The sequence below is a fragment of the Burkholderia sp. IMCC1007 genome, from assembly GCF_027257875.1.
Lineage (GTDB): Bacteria > Pseudomonadota > Gammaproteobacteria > Burkholderiales > Burkholderiaceae > Burkholderia.
This window is the reverse complement of record NZ_JAPVQY010000008.1, coordinates 106,006-127,560: the sequence shown is the minus strand read 5'-3', so window position 1 is coordinate 127,560 and position 21,555 is coordinate 106,006. Positions and strand designations below refer to the sequence as shown.

Here is a 21,555-nt window from a genome sequence, read left to right as displayed (position 1 = left end):
ACCATGAAGGAAAAAGACGCAATCAAAGCCCTGTCAGCGTTGGCGCAGCCGACGCGTTTGGGCATCTTCCGGTTGCTGATCACCGCCGGGCCCGAGGGGCTGAGTGTCGGTGTCATCCAGGAACAGCTGGACTTGGCGAGCGCCACGCTGTCGTTCCATCTCAAGGAACTGACGCATGCCGGTCTCGTGTCGTCGCGACAGGAGGGGCGCTTTGTCTATTACGCCCCCGAGATTGATCAGATGAATGGGCTGGTCGATTTCCTGACGGAAAACTGCTGTCAAGGTGTCGAGGTTGCAGACTGCAAGCCCCACAAGAAGGTGAAGTGCTAGACCTTCGGCATACGCACGACCACGATTGACATCTTCACGATCCGCGCGAAATCGACGGGAACAGGGACTTCCAAGCCTCGGCAGCTATGACAACCCTTGTGTGCGGAGAAGGTGTCATGAAGAGGCTTCACAGATCGTACTCCCGACCAGCGGGACCCGAATGGGGGCTGGCGTTGGGTGGGTTGTTGACAGTGGTAGGAATTGGCCTTTGGTTCTATGCAAAGGCATCTGGCCAGTTTGACGAGGTCTGGGCTGCAGCAAGCGTGTTCGCTGGTGTGTTCACAGCCATTTACGCCGTTCGCGAAATCCGCCACAAGAAACATCGATAGAGGCGCCGCTCTCGCGAAATCGCACCTCTAAACTTCTGCCTCGTCGTTCGCGCAGGCGCATTGTTCAGCCGCACAACAGTTTTCCATCAGGAAGTCTACGAGCGTCTGCATCTGGTCATAGTTCGCGCAGTACATGATGAACCGCCCCTGGCTCTTGCCTTCGATCAAGCCGGAATGAGCCAGCTCCTTGAGATGGAACGACAGCGTGGGGGCCGGCAGCTCGAGCTTTTCCGCGATTGCACCCGGACTCATTCCCGATGGCCCGGCGGTCACCAGCAGACGGAAGACCGCGAGACGCGTCTCGTGTGCAAGCGCGGCGAGCGCCTTGACTGCAAGTTTCGAATCCAGGGTAGCCATCTCGCGGTCCTTGAAGGTTTGTTACCGGCTCAAACTTCCGTTCGGGCGTGGTCGGCAATGACTTGATTCGCCAAATCGCTTGCCGGGTTGAGGTGGCGATCCTCTTCAACGCGCTCGCTGTAACGGTCGACCAGGTATTCGGCGCGACCGCGAAGCAGCAGCGTGAATTTGACCAACTCTTCCATCACGTCGACCACACGGTCGTAGTAGGGCGACGGCTTCATTCGACCGCCTTCCTCGAATTCCTCGAACGCCTTCGCGACCGACGACTGGTTCGGGATGGTGAACATACGCATCCAGCGCCCGAGCTGCCGGAGCTGATTGACCGAATTGAACGACTGCGAACCGCCGCTGACTTGCATCACGGCGAGCGTGCGTCCTTGGGTCGGACGGATGCCGCCGCGGGAAAGCGGCAGATGGTCAATTTGGGTCTTGATGACGCCGGTGATCGTGCCGTGGCGCTCAGGGCTGCACCAGACCTGCCCTTCGGACCAAATCGAAAGTTCAAGCAGTTCGCGAACCTTCGGATGATTCTCCGAACCAGGTTCGTCTGCCAACGGAAGTCCGCTCGGATCGAAGATGCGTGTTTCGGCGCCGAATTGCTGGAGCAAACGCGCGGCCTCTTCGACCAGCAGACGCGAGTACGAGCGCTGACGCAGCGAACCGTACAACAACAGTATCCGCACCGGCGGTTGGCCCTCCATCCCCAGCCGGGCAGCGATATCGGTGTCGAGGTACTCGGGCTTGGCGGCCGGGAAGCTGAGGTCGCCGCTCGTTGCGTGAACTTTCATCGGGCAATCCTGCGATTTGATATTTCCAATTATCTGGGGTCGTTCGGGCGATGCAAGGTCAATTTTTGCTGACGCGCTCACGGCTCCAATCTCACAATCGATGCTTGCACTTTACCATATTTCCGGTATTCTGGAAATGTGAAATCGTTAGGGGTCGATCATGAACGACGGCAACTACAAATCCGGCGGTTCGCTGTCGCATTTGTCTGAAGAGGCGCGCTGTGAAGCTATGCAAAGTGTCTTGATGTTGTCGGCAGTCAGACCAACGACAGGGGCGACTCCGATCCACCGGACGTTGCTGAACGATGCTTCGCTCGCGACAGAGCTGGGACGGGCGTTCCAGCGGAAAACCGGATACGCGACCTCGGCGATTGCTTTGACGGTGCCGCCGGACGACACGCCTCGCATTACGCGATTTCTGGCCGCGAGCGGTGCATCAGCCGCGATCTTGTTGATCGATGCACGGAAGCTGGGGCGGTCCCATCCTTCGTGCGATTGGGACGCGCTACTTCTTCGAGTGCGAAACCGCTTTGCTGACGATGGGGTAGTGCTCTTTGCGGTTGTGACGGTGCCAGCACGAGGCGCTCGTTTTTCATCGATCTTGAGCGAGGGTTGGGCGCGCGCTGCGACCTGGCGTGTCAAACGGTTCGCCAAGGAAGACGGTATCGGTTTTCTCGGTACCGTCGCACAAGACGGCAGCGCATCCATGGGCAATGCCACGCAATCAATCTCCACTCGAATTGCCGCATTCGTCGCGAGCAGACTGTCGTCGACGATGTTCTTTTGTTGTGATGCATTCCGGATTGGCAGTAGCAGGATCGACTACAAGGTCTGATGAGAGGCGCATCAAATTGAACAAGATGATCAGTCGGCACGACGATGCGACGATTCACCGTATCCCTGAAGAGCAGCAGGATCGTATTGCGACCTGGGCTCTAGCGCTGGCCCAACTGGTATCGTGGGGTTCTGTTTACTACTCGTTTTCGCTGCTGGTCGTTCCGATGGAACAGACAATGGGGTGGAGCAGGACGGTAACGAACGCCGCGTTGTCGCTGGGGCTCCTGGTCTCCGGATTTGCGGCATATCCGATCGGGCGATGGATCGATCGCGGGTACGGGCGCCGTGTCATGGCGATAGGATCGGTCATCGCGACTGCAATGCTGTTGCTTTGGGCGACCGCGCAATCGCTCACCGTGCTCTTCGTTGCGTGGGTCGGCCTCGGCATCGCGATGGCGGCAACGTTCTACGATCCCGTGTTTGCCGTCGTCACGCATCGATATCCGAGGAGCTTTCGGACTCGAATCACGCTGATTACCTTGGTGGCCGGATTTGCAAGCACGGTGTTTATCCCGCTGACCCAGGTCTTGGTTGGATCGTTCGGATGGCGGCTGTCGCTCGTCGTACTCGCGCTCCTCAATCTGGCGCTCTGTTTGCCGATCCACGTGATGATGATCCGCTCGTCGCGAGCGAGTACGACGGGTTCACACGTTGATTCCAGGGCGGCCGAGCTGGCGAATGAAGCGTCGGCACGCCGTGCGCTTCGAACGCCGACGTTCTGGGCCCTCGCAGCGTGCTTTACCGCGTACTACGCGACGTTTGCCGCGTTGACTTTCCATCTGGTGCCGCTCATGGTTGAGCGCGGCGTATCGAATGCCGTCCTCGTGATGACCATGGCGCTCATCGGCCCAGCACAAGTCGCTGCCCGCGCTGTTTGGTACACATTTGCTCGCTCGGTTCACGTGAGTACCGTGGGCATGATCGTCGTGACCCTCTTCCCAATGTCAACGATTATTCTCGTTTGCGCGGGGAACTCTGCCGTGATGCTATGGCTCTTTGCGCTTTGCTACGGTGCTGCGAACGGGATGATGACGATCTTGAGAGGCACCATCGTGCAAGATCTGTTGTGGACAGAAGGATATGGGGCGATCAGCGGCATGCTCTCGATTCCATCGAATGTCGCCAAGGGAATCGCACCAATCACTGCTGCAGCTATATGGTCACTCGCGCACGGGTACGTCGCGGTCGAATGGACGATATTCGCTGTTTCGATGCTGTCCGCGGTAGCGTTTATTGTCGCGGTACGAGCCAGCAATGCCGAATCGGCGGCGGCCGGCTGTTGCTAAATTCACTTGTTAGGAACATCAAGATGAACATCCGTGAAGCGCGACCAGACGATCTCGATTCCGTCAGAACGCTTCTCGACCTCAATCAACTGCCGACTGCGGATGTTACCGAGGCTTTGTTGAACGATTTCCTCGTGGTCGGTGACCCGAGGCTCGTTGCTGTCGCGGGGCTGGAGCGCTTCGGCGAGGTTGGGTTGCTACGGTCACTGGCGGTTTCTGGTAGCGAGCGTTCCCAGGGGATCGGAAAAGGATTGGTTGAAGTGTATTAGCCGGGACTCGATCTGACAGGTAGTCGGGCCGACAAAGAACGAGTCATCAATGGGGGATGAGTTTCTCCTTGGCGAGTTCGAGCGAATCGAGGAAAGTACGCATCGGCGTCTTGCCATAACACCAGCGCCCCTGATGCTCTCGTTCATTGTTGTACTGGTCGAGCCACGCATCAAGGTCTGCCTGCAAGGTGGCGATCGAGTCGTAGATCTTCTTGCGGAAGACGATGCGATAGAACTCGTTGAGCATAGTCTTGTGCAGCCGTTCGACGATCCCGTTGGTTTGCGGCGACTTAGCCTTTGTGCGTGTATGGTCGATGTCCTCCAAGGCCAGATACAGCTCGTATTCATGATGCTCGGGGTTGCCGCAGTATTCGGTGCCGCGGTCTGTCAGCACGCGCAGCAGTGGAATGCCGAAGCTGTCGAAGAACGGGACAACACGATCGTTGAGTAGATCAGCCGCCGGCAAGGGCGTCTTGCGATCGTAGAGCTTGGCGAACGCAACCTTCGAGTAGGTATCGACGAAAGTTTGCTGGTAGACACGGCCGACGCCCTTGAGGCTGCCGACATAGAACGTATCCTGCGCGCCGCAGTAGCCTGGACATTCGGACTCGAATTCGCCGTGCACTTCCTTCTCGTGCTTGGCGCGTTCGAGTGCGACGAGCTGCGCCTCGGTCAGCACCAACCCCTCCTGGGCGGATTTGGCCTCCAAGGCCTTCAGGCGCTTGGGCATGGTCTCCAGATCGTGGCGCAACCAGATGCTACGGACGCCTTGGGGCGAGACGGACAGGGCATGCCGTTTGAGGACTTCGTTGGCGATACGCACCTGACCGTAGGCTGGCAATTCGAGGGCCAGCTCGACAACGGCGGCCTCGACCTGCGGGTCCACGCGGTTCTTGAGCAGCGGTCGGTGGTGGGAAATCTCCTGCAGCGCAGCTTCGCCGCCTCGATCGTACAGTTCCTTAAATCGGTAGAAGCTGTCGCGCGAGTAACCCATCACGCGACAGGCCTGACTGACGTTGCCGAGTTGCCGGGCCAACTCGAGTATGCCGACCTTGGCACGAATTACCTTCTGCTCCTGAGTCATGGCGGACTCCTTGCTGTTCGCGGCGCGCATTGCCGCTACGGGCTACGCCCTTCGCGCCAATGCGCGCCAGCATGAAAAACCAACCACTGTCAGATTTAGTCTAGTCCACCGCAGTTGAAGCAGTGGAGGAGAAGGCCAAGGCGACGGGAATCTCGTCGTTGTGGCTGTTGACGACGACTGCAACGAATTTCTTCCTGACGGTTGGATACTCAGTGGTGGCCAGAGACGATGCACCTGCTGGAATTCGAAACAGCAGTGAGTTTCGTGATCTGTGTCCCGCCTCAGCGACTTGTATGCGCAAGTTGCTGTGACAGACCTACGCAGCGGGCTCAACCGAACACTGCAAAGGGTCGATTGAATCGTCCGGTATCGCGACCAACGATGCCGTCCCGCCAAGCAGTCGCCGCGTCGAATTGAGGACCGGCCATACGTTAGACCTTTCGTGCCTCAAATGCCTGATCGAACTGCCGCGCCCGCCGGACCTCATCGCTATGCAGGTAGGTCGACGTCGTCGAGATCGACGCATGGCGCAGGTTGTCGCGCACCATGATCAGCTCGGCGCCGCGGGCCAGCGCGTGCGTCGCATGTGTGTGGCGCATCCAGTGCGGGCTCGCGAGGCGCAGTTTCTCGGCCGTCGCTGGTCGTTCGTCCTGGATCGCGTCGGCCGCCAACCGGAAGAATCGCCGCAGCACGCGCCAGAGCCTCGTACTCTCGATACCTGCGCCTCCCTCCTCGAGGTTCGCGATCAGCGGTGTGGCCGGGTTCCAGCGAGACGGCGTAACCGGCAGCCCACGTTGTACAAGAGACTGATCCAGCGCTGTTCGCGCCAGCGCAGGCAACGCCACCTTGCCCGGTTTGCCGCCCTTGCCGACCACGTGGAGCCAGTGATCGCCGTGTTCGTCACGCCGTATGTCGCCGAGCGTAGCTCTGACGAACTCGCTGGCGCGCAAGCCGGTCGAGTAACCAAAGTCGAGCAGGAAGCGCAGGCGTTGGGCAGCCGGTGCGCCCCAGCCATACGACCATTCCAGCCCATCGGCAAGTGCACGGACCAACAGCCATTCGCCCTCGGTGAAGCCGCGGGAAACATCCAGTCCCGTGCGCGACGCGGCGCCGCGCACCTTGACGCCCGCAAACGGATTCGCCATCACGTATCGCTGCTCGACCAGCCACCGGAACATTGCCGACAGGACCGTGAGCGCATACCCCGTCGACCGTGCCGACAGTGAGCCACTAAACGGCCGCCACTCGACACTTTGCCGCGGCCGCGACGGTCCGACCCAACGCTCACGTGGCGTTGGCCGCCGCAAGAAACCGCGGTAGGCGATCGCATCGTCGGTCGTCAGCGATGACAATGCCCTGCCGCGTTCGACAATAGCCCACAGGATCAACCGCTCGGCCTCTTTCCTATAGGCGCGCTGGGTAGCCACAGACTCGTAAAGGGACAGCCACGACTGGATTGCCTCATAGTCGTTCGACGCGCTCAGCAGGCAGGCGGTCTGCGGCGCCCGAAACTGCCCGCGCGAGCCGTCGACCTCATGCGGCACGCGAATCTGCTCCCATGGCACGATGATGCTGGACGGAGTCGCGGCGATCAACGCACGCGCCCGTTCGGTCAGCGCCGGGTGCGCGGCGAAAAACTCCTCGACATGTCGCGCGCCGGCGACGCCGAGACCGTCGATCGCCGACCACCAGCGGCGGCGTCGAGGAATCCGCACGGTGAGATCCGCGAGCGTTCGGATGCCGTGGACCTGCAGGGCTGCCACGATGCGCGGCAGCAACCATGTGCCAATCTCGTCCGATATGTGCGGCTCGGGCACAGGGAGGTGTCGCAGCGCGTCGATGGCCCGGGCAACGACGTCCGCCACTGCTTTCGAAGGACGGTCGACGAACGCGGCAGCCAAGTCTTCGCGATGACGAGCTCGCGCAAACGTGACGAGTCGCCGGCGGATGCGGCCGAGGATGCTGCGCGACGATACTCCGGCTGCGCGACGCTCGCCAAGATATCGGTCGACGGCATCCCGCGCGTCCAGACCGGAGTACCAGCTACGCAGTGCGGCAAGTTCGGCTTCGTCAGGGAAGCCGGACTCAGCCGCATCCAGGGGAAGGGTCTCACGCGTTTTCATGATCGCCGGTTTTCACGCTTTTCGATGATGGCCAGATAATAACTCTTATCTGTCCAGACGCTATCACTAGCTGACATTTTCATTTCAATCGTTGTCATCACGTATCCGCTGCGGCCGCAATCGGCGAGCGCTTGCCCGCCATGATGTAGCGTTGCAGTCGTTTCCAGACGTCCAGGTAGCGATGCTGCCGGATGGGGGCAGGGTGTTCGTCGTGAACGACTAGAATCCGTTCGACAGCGGTCAATTTGTGGTCGAGCAGCAGGCAGCGTTCGCATTGCTCGACGCGCGAGATGCATGCATTGAGGACAGATTCTGCCGTCGATCAGATCCGGCACCACATCGGCTGGCGCTGCCTCTCGTAAGTAAAACGCTAGCTATCTTTTTATTACTTCCTCCAGATCGCCACCACGCTCACCTTGGGCTGCGTTACACCGTCTCTTCGTTCGTGCATCGGGCTGCGCCCGCGCCGGTCAGCTCTCGGGGTCGTGTCCGAACTCGCGGAGTTCCTGCGAGCAGCGGCAGGCTCTGGCGAGCTTTACTGCCCATTGGACGGCGGCTTCGCGCGACGGGACTTCCAGGACACAGAAGCCGCCGTCGAACTCCTTGGTCTGCGGGTAGGTCTCGTCCGTGACAGTGCCATCGGCAGCGACCATCAGTGGCGCGACGTCCCCGTTGATACCACCGCCGAACACATAGACGCCGGCATCCTTCGCTTCGCGTATGACCGCGTGCGCCGCCTCACCGACCTCAGCCATGTCTTCGTCGGGGATGTCCATCGCCGCTCCGGGGAAGGAGATAAGATACTTCGCCATCGCTCGGTCCCTCGGGTATAGGTTTCAGTATTGAATGTGAGGCTTTACGTTGAAGTCAGCCGTATGCGATCCGCCAACGACGTCCTTGTCTAGAAATCGCTTCACTCTGATGCTACGTGTCCACGTGGACAGCTGGTATCAGAGTGTATGAGTGAAAAACGAGACCTGCGTAGCCGACTGGTCATCGGCCGAAAGCGAGATGGGCGTCGAGAATATGACGATGCCGCTCGAGACGAACTGGTACAGATCTGCCTGCAACCTGGCGTTTCAATAGCACGGACCGCCATGGAGCATGGTCTCAATCCGAACCTCCTGCGCAGCTGGATCGCCCGCTACCAGAAGATTCAGGCGCAACTCGAACACGAGCGAGTCGCCCGAACGCCCGCGATTTCTGACGGCGTCACGATTGACCTCCCCAGTACTCCATCGGCGTTCGTGCCGATCGTAGCAGCTACCGCATCGCCGTCCGTACAACTGCCAGAGCTATTGCCTGCAGCTCGACCGATGGCGCTCTCGCTGCACGTGAGTCTATCGAATGGCGTTGAGTTCGATCTCGGCGAAGCAAGCATCGACGAATTGGCCACCGTCATTCAAATGCTCGGGAGGCTGCCGTGTTCCAGTTCGACGAAGGCTTGAAGGTCTACCTGCACCGCGATCCTGTCGACTTTCGGTACGGCATGAACAGCCTCTCGATTCTCGTCGAACAGTCGATGCGCCTGAACCCGATGGATGCGTCGCTCTACGTGTTCGGCAATCGACGTCGCGATCGGATCAAGATCCTCGGCTGGGATGGGAACGGCTTCTGGTTGCTAATGAAGCGCCTCGAGGTTGATCACTTCATCTGGCCGGACAAGAAAACCGAAGTCGTGACCATGACGACGGAGCTGCTGCACGCGTTGCTCGACGGTGACGACATTACCACGGTCCAGCGGCATCCGACGCGGAAATATTTACGCGTGAGCTGAACATCGAATTGGCATGCCTGTCCAATCAGCATGCCGATTCAAGTCACCGTCACCGCCGATGAACTGGCCGCGCTGCTCGCGATACGTGAGCAGCACGCAGCGCTTCAGCAAGAGCGAGACGAATTGCGTAGCATGGTGCGTCTCGTGACGGCGGAGCGCGATCTGGCCGAAGAGCGACTGCGCTCCTACCGTCGCGAATTGTTCGGCGCGAAGAGTGAAGCACGGGACTCCGATCAGCTCGGCCTGTTCAACGAGGCCGAAGCGCTGGGCGCAAACGCGACGCCCGCGCAGGAAGATGCACCCGATACGACGGTCGTCGCCCATACGCGCAAAAAGCGCGGCCATCGCAAGCCGCTCGATCCCAACCTGCCGCGCGACATCGTACGGCACGAACTGCCCGAAGCCGAACGCTTCTGCGTGAACGACGGTCACGCACTCGTCGAGTTCGGCGTGGAGATCAGCGAACAGCTCACGGTGATCCCTGAGCAGCTTCGGGTGATCCAGCACCAGCGCGTCAAATATGCGTGCCCGTGCTGTGAGCTCGGCATCAAGGTGACGCCGGCGCCGCCACGTATCATCTCCCGCGGACTGTTGAGCGAATCGGCGCTCGCGTGGATTGCCACCGGCAAGTATCAGTTCGGTATGCCACTGTATCGGCAAGCCGGTTTGCTGCGCCGCTTCGGCGGCGACATCTCATCGAACACGATCGCCGCGAGCATGGTTCGCGTCGGCCTTGCTGCGCAGCCCGTCATCAACCTGATGCGCGACGCGCTGCTTGATGCCGAGCTGATCTACTGCGACGAGACGACGCTCCAGGTGCTGAAAGAAGAAGGCCGCCGCGCGCAAACGAAGAGTTACCTGTGGGCGCAGATGACGGGTTCGGGTGTGCCCATCCGCTGCTTTACCTATACACCGGGACGTGGCGCCTGGCTTGGCGACAAGTTGTTCACCGGCATCCGTGCGGGCGCGGTCATGATGACCGATGGCTACGAACCCTACAACGACATCGCTGAGCGTCACCAACTCGTACATCTGGGATGCTGGGTTCACGTGAGACGGTACTTCGTTAAGGCGGAAGACAGCGTGCCGAAGGCAGCGCGCACACCGGATCTGCTCGCGACGCGCTTCATCAGGCTGATCGGCAAGCTGTTCGCGGCCGAAGCGCGTAGTGAAACATGGTCGGCATCGCGACGACAGCGATTGCGACGACGTTACAGCACACATGTGCTCGCAGCGATCCACACGCTGATGGTCGAGCAGTCACCCGGTGTCGCGCCGAAGAGCCTGCTCGGCAAGGGGTTGACCTATCTGCGTTCGCAGTGGCCGAAGCTCATCCGCTACGTCGAAACCGGCGACTGGCCGATCAGCAACAACCCCTGTGAAAACGCGATTCGCCCGTTCTGCGTCGGCCGCCGCGGATGGTTGTTCAGTGATACCGTCGATGGTGCGAACGCGAGCGCCAATCTGTATTCCCTCGTCGAGACCTGCAAGGCCAACGGCATCGACCCGTATCGCTATCTCACCTGGCTGTTCCAACGCCTGCCACTGACGAAGAGCGTCGACGACTACGACGCGCTGCTGCCCTGGAAAATGCCGGCCGACCTGCGCTGACGCGCTTCGTTACCATACCTCAAGCGCTCCACCGCTTCACTCTGAAGGACGTCGTTCGTGGATCGCATACAGTCAGCCGACACACAGTGGCATTGCGCTGCGGGACTATGCCCCTGCGCGGGAGCTTGCCCCGGTTTAGTTGGCACTGAATGCACTCTGCATAAGGCTCTCATAGGCCGCAGGCGCCCCCGCTCAACAACCTACCCGGCCAGTTTGGGGCTCGCGGTCCCCAAGCAGATCAATTGGATGAAGTCGAGATACTCCCGAAATCGTCTCACGGTAGATAACACTATGAGGCATCAACGTCGCGAATCCAGCGCATCAACACTAGCTCGTCGCCATCTGACTGAATACGGACGAAGCCCGCCGGATGCTCGTACTCTAATGGCTCTCTGTCGCTGTTGAGGCTATCCATCCACACAGTCATTGAGCCAAACTCAGCCTCGATCTGCCACTTCGCCGCCGCATTCAGCAAGTCAAGTTCGGAAGGCGCGAGGGTCCACGTATAGTTATCGAAGGGACTATGCAGGTGCTGGAAGTACTCGTCAGAACACGTCGCGTTGTCGCTCGCCAATCGAACAAAGCCGAAATCTCGAGCGCTTTGCGAAAGAACGATCAATCTGCCAAACTCCTGATCCGCGAGACGCTTCGCCCAAACTTCGGTCCAGCGCCCCCATCGAGCTTCGAGTTCGTCCAATGTCATCTCGTAGGGGCACCGTCCCCTGTAGCTCTGACCGTGCACTCCAATCACCTTGCGCCAAAGAACTTCTCCCGTTGTCTGTACTACATCGAAGCAATTGCAGTGACACGCGACCTGCTTAGTTCGAAGCGCCTCAATCAGGCTTTTTAAATACTCGACATATGGTGGCGGATTATACGATAGAGGCTGCGTTTTCATATAGAAATCAAATAGAACTGAAATCGCACGCCTACCTTCTGCATCAGGATAAAAATTGCCACCACCTCTATCAAATCGTCGATATTCGACCCTCCAGTTAACATCGGTGGATTTAACATACATTTTTATCTCTTCTGGCACTGGTTCAATGACATAGATTTGACCAAGCTTCTGAAGATTAAACGATGAATCAGACAATCCACGCGAATTCAATAACAAAATATCTTTATCTGAAAATTCAGCACTTGATTTTGTTGCTCGGCTCGCCCAATCTAGAATGCATGCCGGCACACTACCAAGTCCACCATCCGCCGGCCCACGTTGAACAAGGGGCCAGCTAGCGCAACGCATTTTCATTACATATTGAAGTGTCCTTATATAGTGTTCTAGTATGGTGCCGTAATACCTAGGGGGTTGAGCAACTTGTAGCGGAACACCATGGAATGGGCACATGACTAACCATGCGACTTCATGGAACATGCTGTGGTATCCAAGTCTCGCGCATTCGGGACAAAATCGAATGACACGCTCGTCGCGACCGCCCGGGTTCAGACTGTAGCTTCCGCAACAGCTCAAACTAAGATCTGGATAAAATGCCGTACGAACCCTTGAGGAAGACTCGCCTAGTAGAGCCGCTATTCGATCAATCTCTGTGTCAGGCGAGCTGAATGGTCGATGAGGGTTAAATGCCAAGACTTCTTGGGCTCTTCGAATGCTAAGGTGATTGAGTTCGCAGAACCGCAGAAAAATGCTGAACCCCGACTCATATGCCCTCGCGCATCCGCTCCACCAATTAAACTCTAGATATGTCATGCTACGATGGCGGACAAATAATCCGCATGTGGTCAGAGAAATTTGTCTTAGCTAACCGCTTTATCCAGTTTTCATATGATGTCACCTCATCCCAATCGTCTCCTCGGGCCAATTCAAAAAGCGTCGCCTCAATAGTTCGAGCGATATGCTGCATAGGGAACTCCCCGAATCGCTTGGCACTATCGGGGGATAGGCTTTGCAAAGATTTCCAGAGATCAGGACTGCAGTCAACCAACCTCCGCCCCATTGAAAAATATTTTGGCGCAAAATACTCGAGAAATGAAACATTGCTACCCTCGGGCCATCGAGAGTCGACATCGTAGCCTGTCAATACGCACTCCAACTCTTCCGTTGTACGCAAGCCATGAAACTGCGCATGTGATGCCATGAATCGAGCCGAAACATGGGCATTTCCGGTGCCTGCGAAATAGTCGTACTTGTAGTTCAGTTGGTGCGATCCGACTGAAATGACGCTCAGCAGATACCCCTTTTCGTCGAGATCGTTCTGCAGTCCCATCAACCACTGCCATTCTCGCAATGTCATACCCTGTGCTTCGTCTATCAACAAGATCACATAGTTTCGGCGTGCCCACTCTGCAATCGCGATGAAGCGTTGCAGACACATGTAACGCCCTTCTGCGCGCGGTGGCGGCTTCGCCACATTGACGAGCGCAAATCGCGAAGCTCGCAGCAACATGTGCCAGAAGCCCGCCTCGCTCAATTGACTGTCGGGCGGGCGAATCCAGACAATGAGAGGAAGCTCGACCTCGAAGCGCTCGCGTAGCACTTGAGCGAGGAAATACTGAATACATCTTGACTTCCCAAGGCGCGATGCCCCCATGAGATACGCCCCTGGACACTGCTGATCGATCCAATCGCCAATCTTGGATATCATTTCGTGTATGGGCGGTGTATAGACCGCATACTGCTGCGTTACGATGCAGTGAGTGGGGTCAATATGTTTTGGGAGCGAGAATGTCATCGTGACCTCGTCGACGCGATCCGCCGTGGTGGCAAAGGCGTCGACGCTTCTGGTCGTTTGACATGACCTGGGCGCCGATCGGATTTCTTCGAATCAATATATTCGGTTTCCTTATCGTCTTGATTTTCATCATCCCGCTTCATCGCAGCATCCAGCATCATATCTCCAACTGATTGTGTCGCCGCGGCTGCAATAATGCGACGGGCCTCAAGATATGCCGGGTGCACCGGAAGCTTGCCCTTCGGTTGCGCTTCTGAATAATGAATCAATGCCTCAACGGGATCCATTCCAGGTGAAATATCGAACTTCCTGGCTCTGTTCGCTTGGCAAATCGCCGTACGGACAGCCAAGCTGTGCGGCAAACCATTCCAAGGAGGAGCCGCTCTCAACACACCCAACGACGTACCGCTGATCTCGACCCCCATCGCAATGCGGGCATCATTTTCCCTATGTGCAATTACCCATATCTTTGATCCGACGAGATCATATCGAGCGCCCAGTACCTCGTTCGAATAAGTCGCGTTGAGGAATTCGACATAGGGTCGACGCCCCTTACTAGCTCCGCCTCGGACGGTACAGAGCTTTCGGACACTGAACATCGAATTGACCATCTCGGCATCTACATGTCGTAGCGCCGAAGACGATTGACGATAGAGGAACTCTGCGTATTCTAGCGGCGTACGATTTCCGATGCTCCGATGCGGCGTACTGTTGTAGTTTGCTATCAGCACATCGATCAGCTCTTCTGCATACTCGTATTGAAATCGACTCGTCACTGCTACATCGTCCGGGTCACGTCCTTTCTTGTCTTTTGGTTTGGCCCCCGTTGTATTGGATAGCCGCTGAAATCCCAGCGCAGCCAGATGACGAAAAAACGCCTCGATAAAAGGGCGATCGTCTTTGCTGCGTCGCCTAGAAAATGAATTCGATGGATCAAGCAGTTTGGACCGAACAACTTCTTCGAGCGACTGGCGAACATGTTGGCAGGTCTCCGCGAGCGCACCATCCACGCTCGTTTCGTCCCAACAGAGGCCAATGTAGGCTGGGCCGAGAATTGATAGCAATCCTGCTCCAGGCTTGTAAGGCTCTTCACAAAACGTCACCTGCCGCTGAACCCACGGGGTCAGCGATCCCTTGATCGCCCGCAGCACATCGTCCTTTGAAACCTCTCGTCTCAAACTAAGGTAATACCCAATCACTGCTCTGGAAGTTATTTCGAGCAGGACAATAACCCAGAGCCGATGGATTATTTTTTCGAGGAAGCCACCTCCGATCTGTGGTAGCAACACACAAAACCGGCCATCCAATTTATGCGCGTCCATCTCTACCCGCTGCATAAACCTGAAAACTGGACGATTGGTCCCGTCGCCAGTCGCCAGTTTTTTAACCAAATCTGGCCCGCCTGCTTCATGTGCCAATGCCTTCGGATTCGCAGACAGAACCTTTTCAATATAACGTCTGATGGAATAGTATCCGCGGCTAGCTGTATTAAAGGGCCATTCGTTACGTATCTCGTAACCGAGCGCCCGAAGCTGGTCGAGAAACCAACTCTGATGACGTGTTCTTGAGCGCTTGATCTCGGCAAGCTTGCCGGCGCGCGGAATAGTTTGAATCCTCGCGTCGAAGTCTCTCCTTAGTTCAGGGTGGGCATCCAGAACGACCTGCATTGCGCCGGCCGCACCACCGCCGTAGTTATCCACTCGAATTCGCTTGGTACGCCGATACGGTCGCATTCTTTCGTATGGGATCAATCCCCGCCATCCGTACTCTCGGCCATCTTCATGAGTCTCAAGACAGCGCTCGTTGATGAGTCGATACGCCTGCTTTGCACCGAGAGATGTTGCTTGCTCAATCGATTCTGACGTCGCCCCCTCCAAGTACAACTCAACAGCCTTCTTCCTCGCGAAATAACGTGCCTGTCGAGAATCCGTCATCGCGCCTACGTCCGGCGTCACCCAATGGGATGTATCAATGGCCCGCCCCCGCACTATTCGCTGGGAAAACTTGGGCTGCTTTTCGGAGTCGTCAGTTGCCATCTCGCGCTTTTCCTCATCCGAGCGACGGACTTGATTCTGGTCGGGGTCGCCCTAGCGATGCTTCTGCGAGAGAAGGCTAGTACATCGAAATCGGCAATGCGGGATTAGTTACAAAGTCACCAAAATCGCTTGGACAAGATACAATTTCATGCAAATTTTTGCCCAAAAAGATTGTTCCCGAAATCTCCGAGACGGCCAATTGGCGGGGATGTTGTAGGAACAAATTTATGCAAACCGACGGGCGCGTCGCCGCGCGGCGATTGATCGCCGCCGGCAAGCCACGTAGAGTATTTGCCTGCCTCGATGCCGGAACCGCCATGCCGATCGGATTTCAGAAGATGAACGCGAACGGCGACGACTTCGTCGTCGTCGACCTGCGCGGTCAGGACGCCGCGGCCCGCATCGACCGCGAGCTCGTGCGACGCATGGGCGACCGTCGTTTCGGCATCGGCTTCAACCAGCTCGCGGTGATCTCGGACTGCGACGACGCGGCCGCCCGCGTCGCGTTCTGGAACCCCGACGGCTCCGCGCTCGATACCTGCGGCAGCGCGACGCGCGGCGTCGCATGGAAGCTGATGCGGGAAACGGGACGGTCGTCGGTCGTGCTGCGCACCAACCGCGGGCTGCTGTGCTGTGCGCGGGATGCGCACGGGCTGATCACGGTCGAGATGGGCGCGCCGCGCATCGGCTGGCAGGACGTGCCGCTCGCCGAAGCAGCCGACACGCTCGCGCTGCCGCTGCCCGGCGCACCGGCCGCATGCAACATGGGCAATCCGCATTGCACGTTCTTCGTCGACGATCCCGGCGCAATCGACGTCGCGGCACTCGGCCCGGCCATCGAAACGCATCCGCTGTTTCCGCAGAAAACCAACGTGCATTTCGTTCAGGTCATCGATCGCAGGCACATTCGCCTGCGCATCTGGGAACGCGGCGGCGGCGTGCCGCTCGGCTCCGGCTCGTGTTCGTGCGGCGCGGTGGTCAACGGGATCCGGCGCGCGCTGCTCGATGAGACCGTGCGGGTCAGTTGCGATGGAGGAGATGTCGTCGTGCGGTGGGACGGCGCGGGCAGCGTGCTGCTGAGCGGGCCGGTTGCGTTCGGCTTCGACGGGGTGTGGGTCGCCTGACGATACCGCTGATCGGCCGGGCAGCCGCGATATTCGCACTCGCGCCGTCGGTTCGGGCTGCATACGGATCCCCCCCGAACAGCATCGTCATTGTCCCGATGGAAGCGATACGTCGAACGCGACGATGTCGCGCCCGACTATCGTGCCGACGCGCGTCGATGCGCGTCCGACATGGCGCGCGATCGACCGGGCCCGGCATGTCGCGCGCCGGGCCGCGAGCATCACTTCTTCTCGTCGATCTTCTTCGGCTTCGGCGGCGACGGCACCTTCGCGTACTGGAACGCCGGCGTTGCCTTCAGCGCATCCTTCGTCGCGCCCGGCAGATAGATGTTGCCGTTGCGCACGTCGAGCGACGCGATCGGCACCGCGACGTCGTGCGCGGCCACGCCGAGGAAGCCGCCGGCCGACACGATCGCCGCCGACACCGAGCCGTCCGGCGCGACGATCAGGTCGCGCACCGTGCCGACCTTCTGGTTCGCGTCGTTGTACACGGCCTTGCCGAGCACGCTCTTCTTCACGCTCCAGCCTTCGAGCAGCGCCTGCGATTGCTCGACGGTCACGCTGAGCGGCTGCGCGCCGGCGATCTGCGCGTGCGCGCTGACACTCGATGCGACGATGGTTGCTGCGATGAGGGTCTTGTAGAACTTCATGTGTATTGCACTCCGGTTCGGTTGTTGTGATTCCGGGAGCGAAGCGACGCGGGCGCAACGGCTGATCGGTGAGCACCCCGCGCTTCGTCGCCGCGTGGCAGCCAGCCGCGCCGCCACTGCGTGTGTGCATGACGGACCGGCGTGACCGGACCGCAGCGTGCAACACGGCTTCATGGTAGCGGCATTCGCCGGATCGTGCGTTCGGATTGCAACGCCGCGGCGGTCGAACCGGACGAAGATCAACGTTGGCGTGAACAGGTGGCGGACGGTGGCGGGCTGCGCGCACGTCGATCAGGACAACATCGCAGATGCGCGGCCGCTCGCCGCCGCCGTAGCGAAATACGCACGCGGCGGGGCAGCGCCCCGCCATCGCTACGTCAGGCGTTGCGCGAATACACGCGCCGATGCCGCACCGCCTCGGCCAGCACGTCGAGCACCGGCTCCGTCTGCGTCCAGCTCAGGCACGCGTCGGTGATCGACACGCCGTACTGCAACGGCACGCCCGGCTTCAGATCCTGACGTCCGGCCTCGAGATGGCTTTCGACCATCACGCCGACGATCCGGTGCTCGCCCTGCGACAACTGCCGCGCGAGATCCTGCGCAACCTCGATCTGCCGTTCATGCGACTTGTTCGAGTTCGCGTGCGAGCAATCGACCATCACCTGTTCGCGCAACCCGCTCTTGCGCAGCACCGCGCAGCTCGCCTCGACGTGCTCGGCATCGTAGTTCGGCCCGTTCTTGCCGCCGCGCAGGATCACGTGCGCGTCGTCGTTGCCGCGCGTCTCGAAGATCGCAGCCATCCCCATCTTCGTCATCCCCATGAATGCGTGGCTCGCGCGCGCGGCGACGATCGCATCCGATGCGACCTGCACGCCGCCGTCGGTGCCGTTCTTGAAGCCGATCGGGCAGCTCAACCCCGACGCGAGCTGGCGATGGCTCTGGCTCTCGGTCGTGCGCGCGCCGATCGCGCCCCACGCGATCAGATCCGCGATGTACTGCGGGCTCAGCAGGTCGAGGAATTCGGTCGATGCCGGCAGGCCGAGCGCGTTGATGTCGAGCAGCAGTTGCCGCGCGGCGCGCAGCCCTTCGTTGATCCGGAAGCTGCCGTCCAGACGCGGATCGTTGATGTAGCCCTTCCAGCCGACCGTCGTGCGCGGCTTCTCGAAATAGACGCGCATCGTGATCAGCAGATCGTCCTTCAGCGCATCGGCGGCGGCCTTCAGCCGGCGCGCGTATTCGAGCGCCTGGTCGTGGTCGTGAATCGAGCACGGGCCGACGACGAGCAGCAGACGGTCGTCGCGGCCGTGCAGGATGTCGCCGATCGCGCGGCGCGTGTCCTCGACGAGCGTCTGCGTGGCGGCCGGCACCGGCAGCTCGTCCTGCAGCAGCGCCGGGGAAATCAGCGGACGCACCGCGCCGATGCGGACGTCGTCGATGCGCGTGGTGTCCTGGGTCGCGTCGGCGCTGCCTACCTCGCGATCGTGGGAAGGATTGTCGAGGTTCTGCATGGCGATTCTCCGGGGGACGTCTATCTGGAATGGTGGACAGGCTCGATTATGGCACCCGGACGGCGCGGCAGCGGCTTACGGCTGAACCGGCCGTCACGCGATGCTAACGGGCCGGCCGTTCGGCCGAGTGTTCGCGTTCGAGCGAAGTACCGTACGATCACGGCTGTCCGGTAGCGAAACGGCCCGCCGTGCAGCGCCGGACGCTTCGCGCACCGCTTGCCTGCGACCGATCGTTTTCTGCCGAACCGACACGCCACGATGACCGTCTCCGAACTGCTCCGCGCCATCCGCCAACCCTACGATCAATGTCGGTTGATATGCGTCTTCATCGTTCACGCACGCTCATGAAAAACATCCTGTCATCGCCGTTGATGCGCCCGTTGGTCCGAAGCGCGTGCGTCCTGATCGCGCTGCACGCGGGCTTCGCGGATGCCGCGCCGCGCACCGTCTATGAAGGAACGCTGCAAGGCGCCGGCACCGTCGTCATGGAACTCGACGATCGCCCGGCCGTGGGCGGCACGATCTCGGGCCGCTATTTCTACGCACAGTTCGGCGTCGATATCCCACTGCGAGGCAAGCCGGCGCAGCTGGTCGAGCCGCTCGTGCGTACACAATTGCCGGACGAGGCACGCAACACGTCGGCATACGGCGATCAGGCCGATTTCGATCATGCGGCGGCCACCTGGCAGGGCACGCGGGACAAAAGCGGCTATCGCGGCCGCTGGACCGATGCGCGCTCGGGCAAGACGCGCGCCTTCGCGTTGCGCCGCGTGGCTGCATACGATCCCGACGCGGTCGCGCCCGGCTCCGTCGAAGCGATCACCGCGCTCGTGGCAGGCGGTGCCGGCAGCGGCATCGCACGCAGCGCGGACATCGACATGCAGCACGCGCCTTATGCCACGTTGAAGCTTGCGGGGCACGCGCAACCGGTCGGCGCAGAAGTCGGCGACGGCACGGTTGCGTACCGGATGTGGCGCGACCCGCGCACGGTGCTCGCGTATCCGCGGCTGAGCCGCCATCCCGATCCGGCCGTGATGGCGCGGGTCAACCATCTGCTCGAACAGCGGCACTGGCAAATGAGTCTCGCGGCGCTCGAATGCGCGTCGACGCGCTATACCGACGACGGGCCGGCCGCCGGAACGCTTGGCAGCTACGACGACGAGAGCGTGACGGTCACGTGGCTGTCGCGTGCGGCATTGGGCATCGTGGAAGCCGGCAGCACGTTCTGCGGCGGCGCGCACCCGAACAATCACTACGATCCGGTCACGTTCGACCTGCTGCGCGGTGCGTACCTCGACTGGAATCGCGTGATCGACGCGGCTGCGCCGGCGGAGGATCGTGAATCGGCAACGAGCGCCGCATTGACGGAATTCATTGCGCGGCTGCGCGACGGAGACGCACCGGGCGACCAGCCGACGGACGGCCACGGCGATTCGCTGTCGTGCGCCGACGTGCTCCCGGAGTATCTGGCGTTCGAATTCGATGCGCCCGGCAAGCTGTCGTTCGTCGTGTCCGGCATCGGTCACGCAATGGGCGCTTGCCTCGGGCCGCAGCTCGACGCGCCGTTTGCCGCGCTCACGCCGATCCTGAGACCGGGCGGCGCGCGTTATCTCGTACCGGGCGTCAAGCTGAAATAACGCGGCGGTGCGCGCGCGCCACCGTCATTGCATCAGGAATGCGATCAGGACGCGTCGCCCGGCGCGTCGACGTCGATGCCGAGTTCGCTCGCCATCCGCTGAACGAGCGCATTCAGGCGCGCGACTTCGTCGGAAAGGCGCTTCTGCTCGGCCTTCAGCGCTTCGAATTCGGAAGGCGGCACCGAATCCGCGCCGCCGCCCGCGTCCGCGCTGGCGAAGTCGGCGAGGTTTACTTCGCCGCACATCAGGTGCATCCAGCGGTTCTCGCGCGCGCCCGGTGCGCGCGGCAGCCGGACGACGAGCGGCTGCGCACGCGCGGCGAGTTCGTCGAGGAACGCCTCGACCGACGAGATGTCCGCGAAGCCGTGCAGGCGCGCGCTGTTCAGGCGCAGTTCCGCAGCCGTCTGCGGGCCGCGCAGCAGCAGGATCGTCAGCAGCGCGATCGCCTGGCTCGGGATGCCGAGCACGCGGTTCATATTGTGTTCGAAACGCGGCACGCGGCTGCTGCTGCCCTCCATCACGAGGCTCAGGTGCTTGAGCCCGTCGAGCGCGGTCGTGACTTCGTCCTCGCTGACGTTCATCACCGGCGAGCGCGCGGTTTTCTGGTTGCAGCCGGCGGTCAGCGCATTCAGCGACAGCGGATAGGTGTCCGGCACCGTGTGCTGCTTCTCGACGAGCACCCCGAGAATGCGGGCTTCGAGCGGCGTGAGTTCGCGCAGGGCGCGGGGCGTGGGCATGTCCGGCGTGGTGTTCATGGATGGCGTCGCAGCGTGCAGCAGGTGAAGGGGAAACGGTCGCGGCCCGTGCGGCGTCGCGCGCGGGCGAGCCATATGATAGCTCGCGGCGCGGCGCCCGGCGCCGGTTGCCGGTTGCCGCGAGCACGCGCGCTCATGCCGCAGCCGGCTTTCGTCCAACGTATCGGCCAGGCGCCGTCGCGGCGCCCGCCCGCTCGTTTGCGCGTCGCGCAGGCCGGCGCTACGATACGCGTTCACCCCGGCACGCGGCGCCGCGCGCGAGCGCATCGCGCAGCGCGCCGATACCGCGCATCGCCCGTCCCGCACGCCGTGCCGCCGCGCATGCGCAGCGCCCGTCGACACCGTTCATCCGATCCGT

20 protein-coding genes are annotated in these 21,555 nt (G+C 60.5%); 9 read left to right on the top strand and 11 right to left on the bottom strand.

Going from position 1 to position 21,555, the window contains the following annotated elements:
• Nucleotides 1-3 precede the first annotated feature (3 nt).
• On the top strand, nt 4-330 hold the full coding sequence (locus O1Q03_RS10620) for an ArsR/SmtB family transcription factor (RefSeq protein WP_269503269.1): 327 nt from the start codon (nt 4-6) through the stop codon (nt 328-330).
• A 356-nt stretch (nt 331-686) separates the two neighbouring features.
• On the opposite strand, the gene O1Q03_RS10615 is transcribed toward O1Q03_RS10620, so the two are convergent.
• On the bottom strand, nt 687-1,016 hold the full coding sequence (locus O1Q03_RS10615; RefSeq protein ID WP_442865777.1) for an ArsR/SmtB family transcription factor: 330 nt from the start codon (nt 1,014-1,016) through the stop codon (nt 687-689).
• A 29-nt stretch (nt 1,017-1,045) separates the two neighbouring features.
• A complete protein-coding gene (arsH, locus tag O1Q03_RS10610) occupies nt 1,046-1,720 on the bottom strand; it encodes an arsenical resistance protein ArsH (protein WP_442865779.1) in 675 nt (224 codons plus the stop codon).
• 247 nt (nt 1,721-1,967) lie between these two features.
• Between arsH and O1Q03_RS10605 the strand changes: the two genes are divergently transcribed.
• The 3 genes from O1Q03_RS10605 to O1Q03_RS10595 are packed head-to-tail and all read left to right on the top strand — an operon-like array spanning nt 1,968 to nt 4,199.
• Entirely contained in the window at nt 1,968-2,642 is a 675-nt protein-coding gene (locus O1Q03_RS10605; RefSeq protein ID WP_269503266.1) for a hypothetical protein, read from the top strand.
• A gap of 25 nt (nt 2,643-2,667) precedes the next feature.
• Nucleotides 2,668-3,930 (top strand): MFS transporter, encoded by a 1,263-nt coding sequence (locus O1Q03_RS10600; protein WP_269503419.1) that lies wholly within the window; start codon nt 2,668-2,670, stop codon nt 3,928-3,930.
• Between the two features lie 23 nt (nt 3,931-3,953).
• Entirely contained in the window at nt 3,954-4,199 is a 246-nt protein-coding gene (locus tag O1Q03_RS10595; protein ID WP_269503264.1) for a GNAT family N-acetyltransferase, read from the top strand.
• 46 nt (nt 4,200-4,245) lie between these two features.
• Here O1Q03_RS10595 and O1Q03_RS10590 read toward each other — a convergent pair whose 3' ends face one another.
• The 3 genes from O1Q03_RS10590 to O1Q03_RS10580 form a co-directional block, all read right to left on the bottom strand.
• Nucleotides 4,246-5,283 carry an IS481 family transposase gene (locus O1Q03_RS10590; RefSeq protein ID WP_269503263.1) on the bottom strand — a complete coding sequence of 346 codons (1,038 nt, stop codon included), beginning with the start codon at nt 5,281-5,283 and terminating at the stop codon, nt 4,246-4,248.
• A 431-nt stretch (nt 5,284-5,714) separates the two neighbouring features.
• On the bottom strand, nt 5,715-7,406 hold the full coding sequence (locus O1Q03_RS10585; protein ID WP_269503261.1) for a phage integrase family protein: 1,692 nt from the start codon (nt 7,404-7,406) through the stop codon (nt 5,715-5,717).
• A 470-nt stretch (nt 7,407-7,876) separates the two neighbouring features.
• Entirely contained in the window at nt 7,877-8,182 is a 306-nt protein-coding gene (locus O1Q03_RS10580; protein WP_269503258.1) for a YciI family protein, read from the bottom strand.
• Nucleotides 8,183-8,365: 183 nt separating this feature from the next.
• On the opposite strand from O1Q03_RS10580, the gene tnpA reads away from it, so the two are divergent.
• The 3 genes from tnpA to tnpC are packed head-to-tail and all read left to right on the top strand — an operon-like array spanning nt 8,366 to nt 10,794.
• Entirely contained in the window at nt 8,366-8,854 is a 489-nt protein-coding gene (tnpA, locus tag O1Q03_RS10575; protein WP_269503257.1) for an IS66-like element accessory protein TnpA, read from the top strand.
• A complete protein-coding gene (gene tnpB, locus O1Q03_RS10570) occupies nt 8,830-9,183 on the top strand; it encodes an IS66 family insertion sequence element accessory protein TnpB (RefSeq protein ID WP_269503256.1) in 354 nt (117 codons plus the stop codon). Before tnpA ends, tnpB begins: the two co-directional genes overlap by 25 nt.
• 30 nt (nt 9,184-9,213) lie before the next feature.
• Nucleotides 9,214-10,794 carry an IS66 family transposase gene (gene tnpC / locus O1Q03_RS10565; protein WP_269503255.1) on the top strand — a complete coding sequence of 527 codons (1,581 nt, stop codon included), beginning with the start codon at nt 9,214-9,216 and terminating at the stop codon, nt 10,792-10,794.
• Nucleotides 10,795-11,083: 289 nt separating this feature from the next.
• On the opposite strand, the gene O1Q03_RS10560 is transcribed toward tnpC, so the two are convergent.
• From O1Q03_RS10560 to O1Q03_RS10550, 3 genes are all read right to left on the bottom strand, one after another.
• Complete coding sequence (locus O1Q03_RS10560; RefSeq protein ID WP_332112524.1) at nt 11,084-12,172, bottom strand: hypothetical protein; 1,089 nt, start codon at nt 12,170-12,172, stop codon at nt 11,084-11,086.
• Between the two features lie 334 nt (nt 12,173-12,506).
• Nucleotides 12,507-13,487 (bottom strand): ATP-binding protein, encoded by a 981-nt coding sequence (locus O1Q03_RS10555; RefSeq protein WP_269503253.1) that lies wholly within the window; start codon nt 13,485-13,487, stop codon nt 12,507-12,509.
• On the bottom strand, nt 13,484-15,523 hold the full coding sequence (locus O1Q03_RS10550; protein WP_269503252.1) for a hypothetical protein: 2,040 nt from the start codon (nt 15,521-15,523) through the stop codon (nt 13,484-13,486). The genes O1Q03_RS10555 and O1Q03_RS10550 overlap by 4 nt, the downstream gene beginning before the upstream one ends.
• Before the next feature lie 317 nt (nt 15,524-15,840).
• Between O1Q03_RS10550 and dapF the strand changes: the two genes are divergently transcribed.
• Nucleotides 15,841-16,647 carry a diaminopimelate epimerase gene (dapF, locus tag O1Q03_RS10545; RefSeq protein ID WP_269503418.1) on the top strand — a complete coding sequence of 269 codons (807 nt, stop codon included), beginning with the start codon at nt 15,841-15,843 and terminating at the stop codon, nt 16,645-16,647.
• Nucleotides 16,648-16,868: 221 nt separating this feature from the next.
• Here dapF and O1Q03_RS10540 read toward each other — a convergent pair whose 3' ends face one another.
• Together O1Q03_RS10540 and O1Q03_RS10535 are read right to left on the bottom strand one after the other, a co-directional pair.
• Complete coding sequence (locus O1Q03_RS10540) at nt 16,869-17,297, bottom strand: PRC-barrel domain-containing protein (RefSeq protein ID WP_269503251.1); 429 nt, start codon at nt 17,295-17,297, stop codon at nt 16,869-16,871.
• Between the two features lie 377 nt (nt 17,298-17,674).
• Nucleotides 17,675-18,805: a 3-deoxy-7-phosphoheptulonate synthase gene (locus O1Q03_RS10535; protein ID WP_014900794.1), complete on the bottom strand. Its 1,131-nt coding sequence runs from the start codon at nt 18,803-18,805 to the stop codon at nt 17,675-17,677.
• A 371-nt stretch (nt 18,806-19,176) separates the two neighbouring features.
• On the opposite strand from O1Q03_RS10535, the gene O1Q03_RS10530 reads away from it, so the two are divergent.
• Nucleotides 19,177-20,442, top strand: coding sequence for a hypothetical protein (locus O1Q03_RS10530; RefSeq protein ID WP_269503416.1), 1,266 nt, complete (start codon nt 19,177-19,179; stop codon nt 20,440-20,442).
• Between the two features lie 44 nt (nt 20,443-20,486).
• Here the strand turns inward: O1Q03_RS10530 and O1Q03_RS10525 are convergent, their stop codons facing one another.
• Complete coding sequence (locus O1Q03_RS10525) at nt 20,487-21,197, bottom strand: YceH family protein (RefSeq protein WP_269503247.1); 711 nt, start codon at nt 21,195-21,197, stop codon at nt 20,487-20,489.
• Between the last annotated feature and the right edge of the window lie 358 nt (nt 21,198-21,555).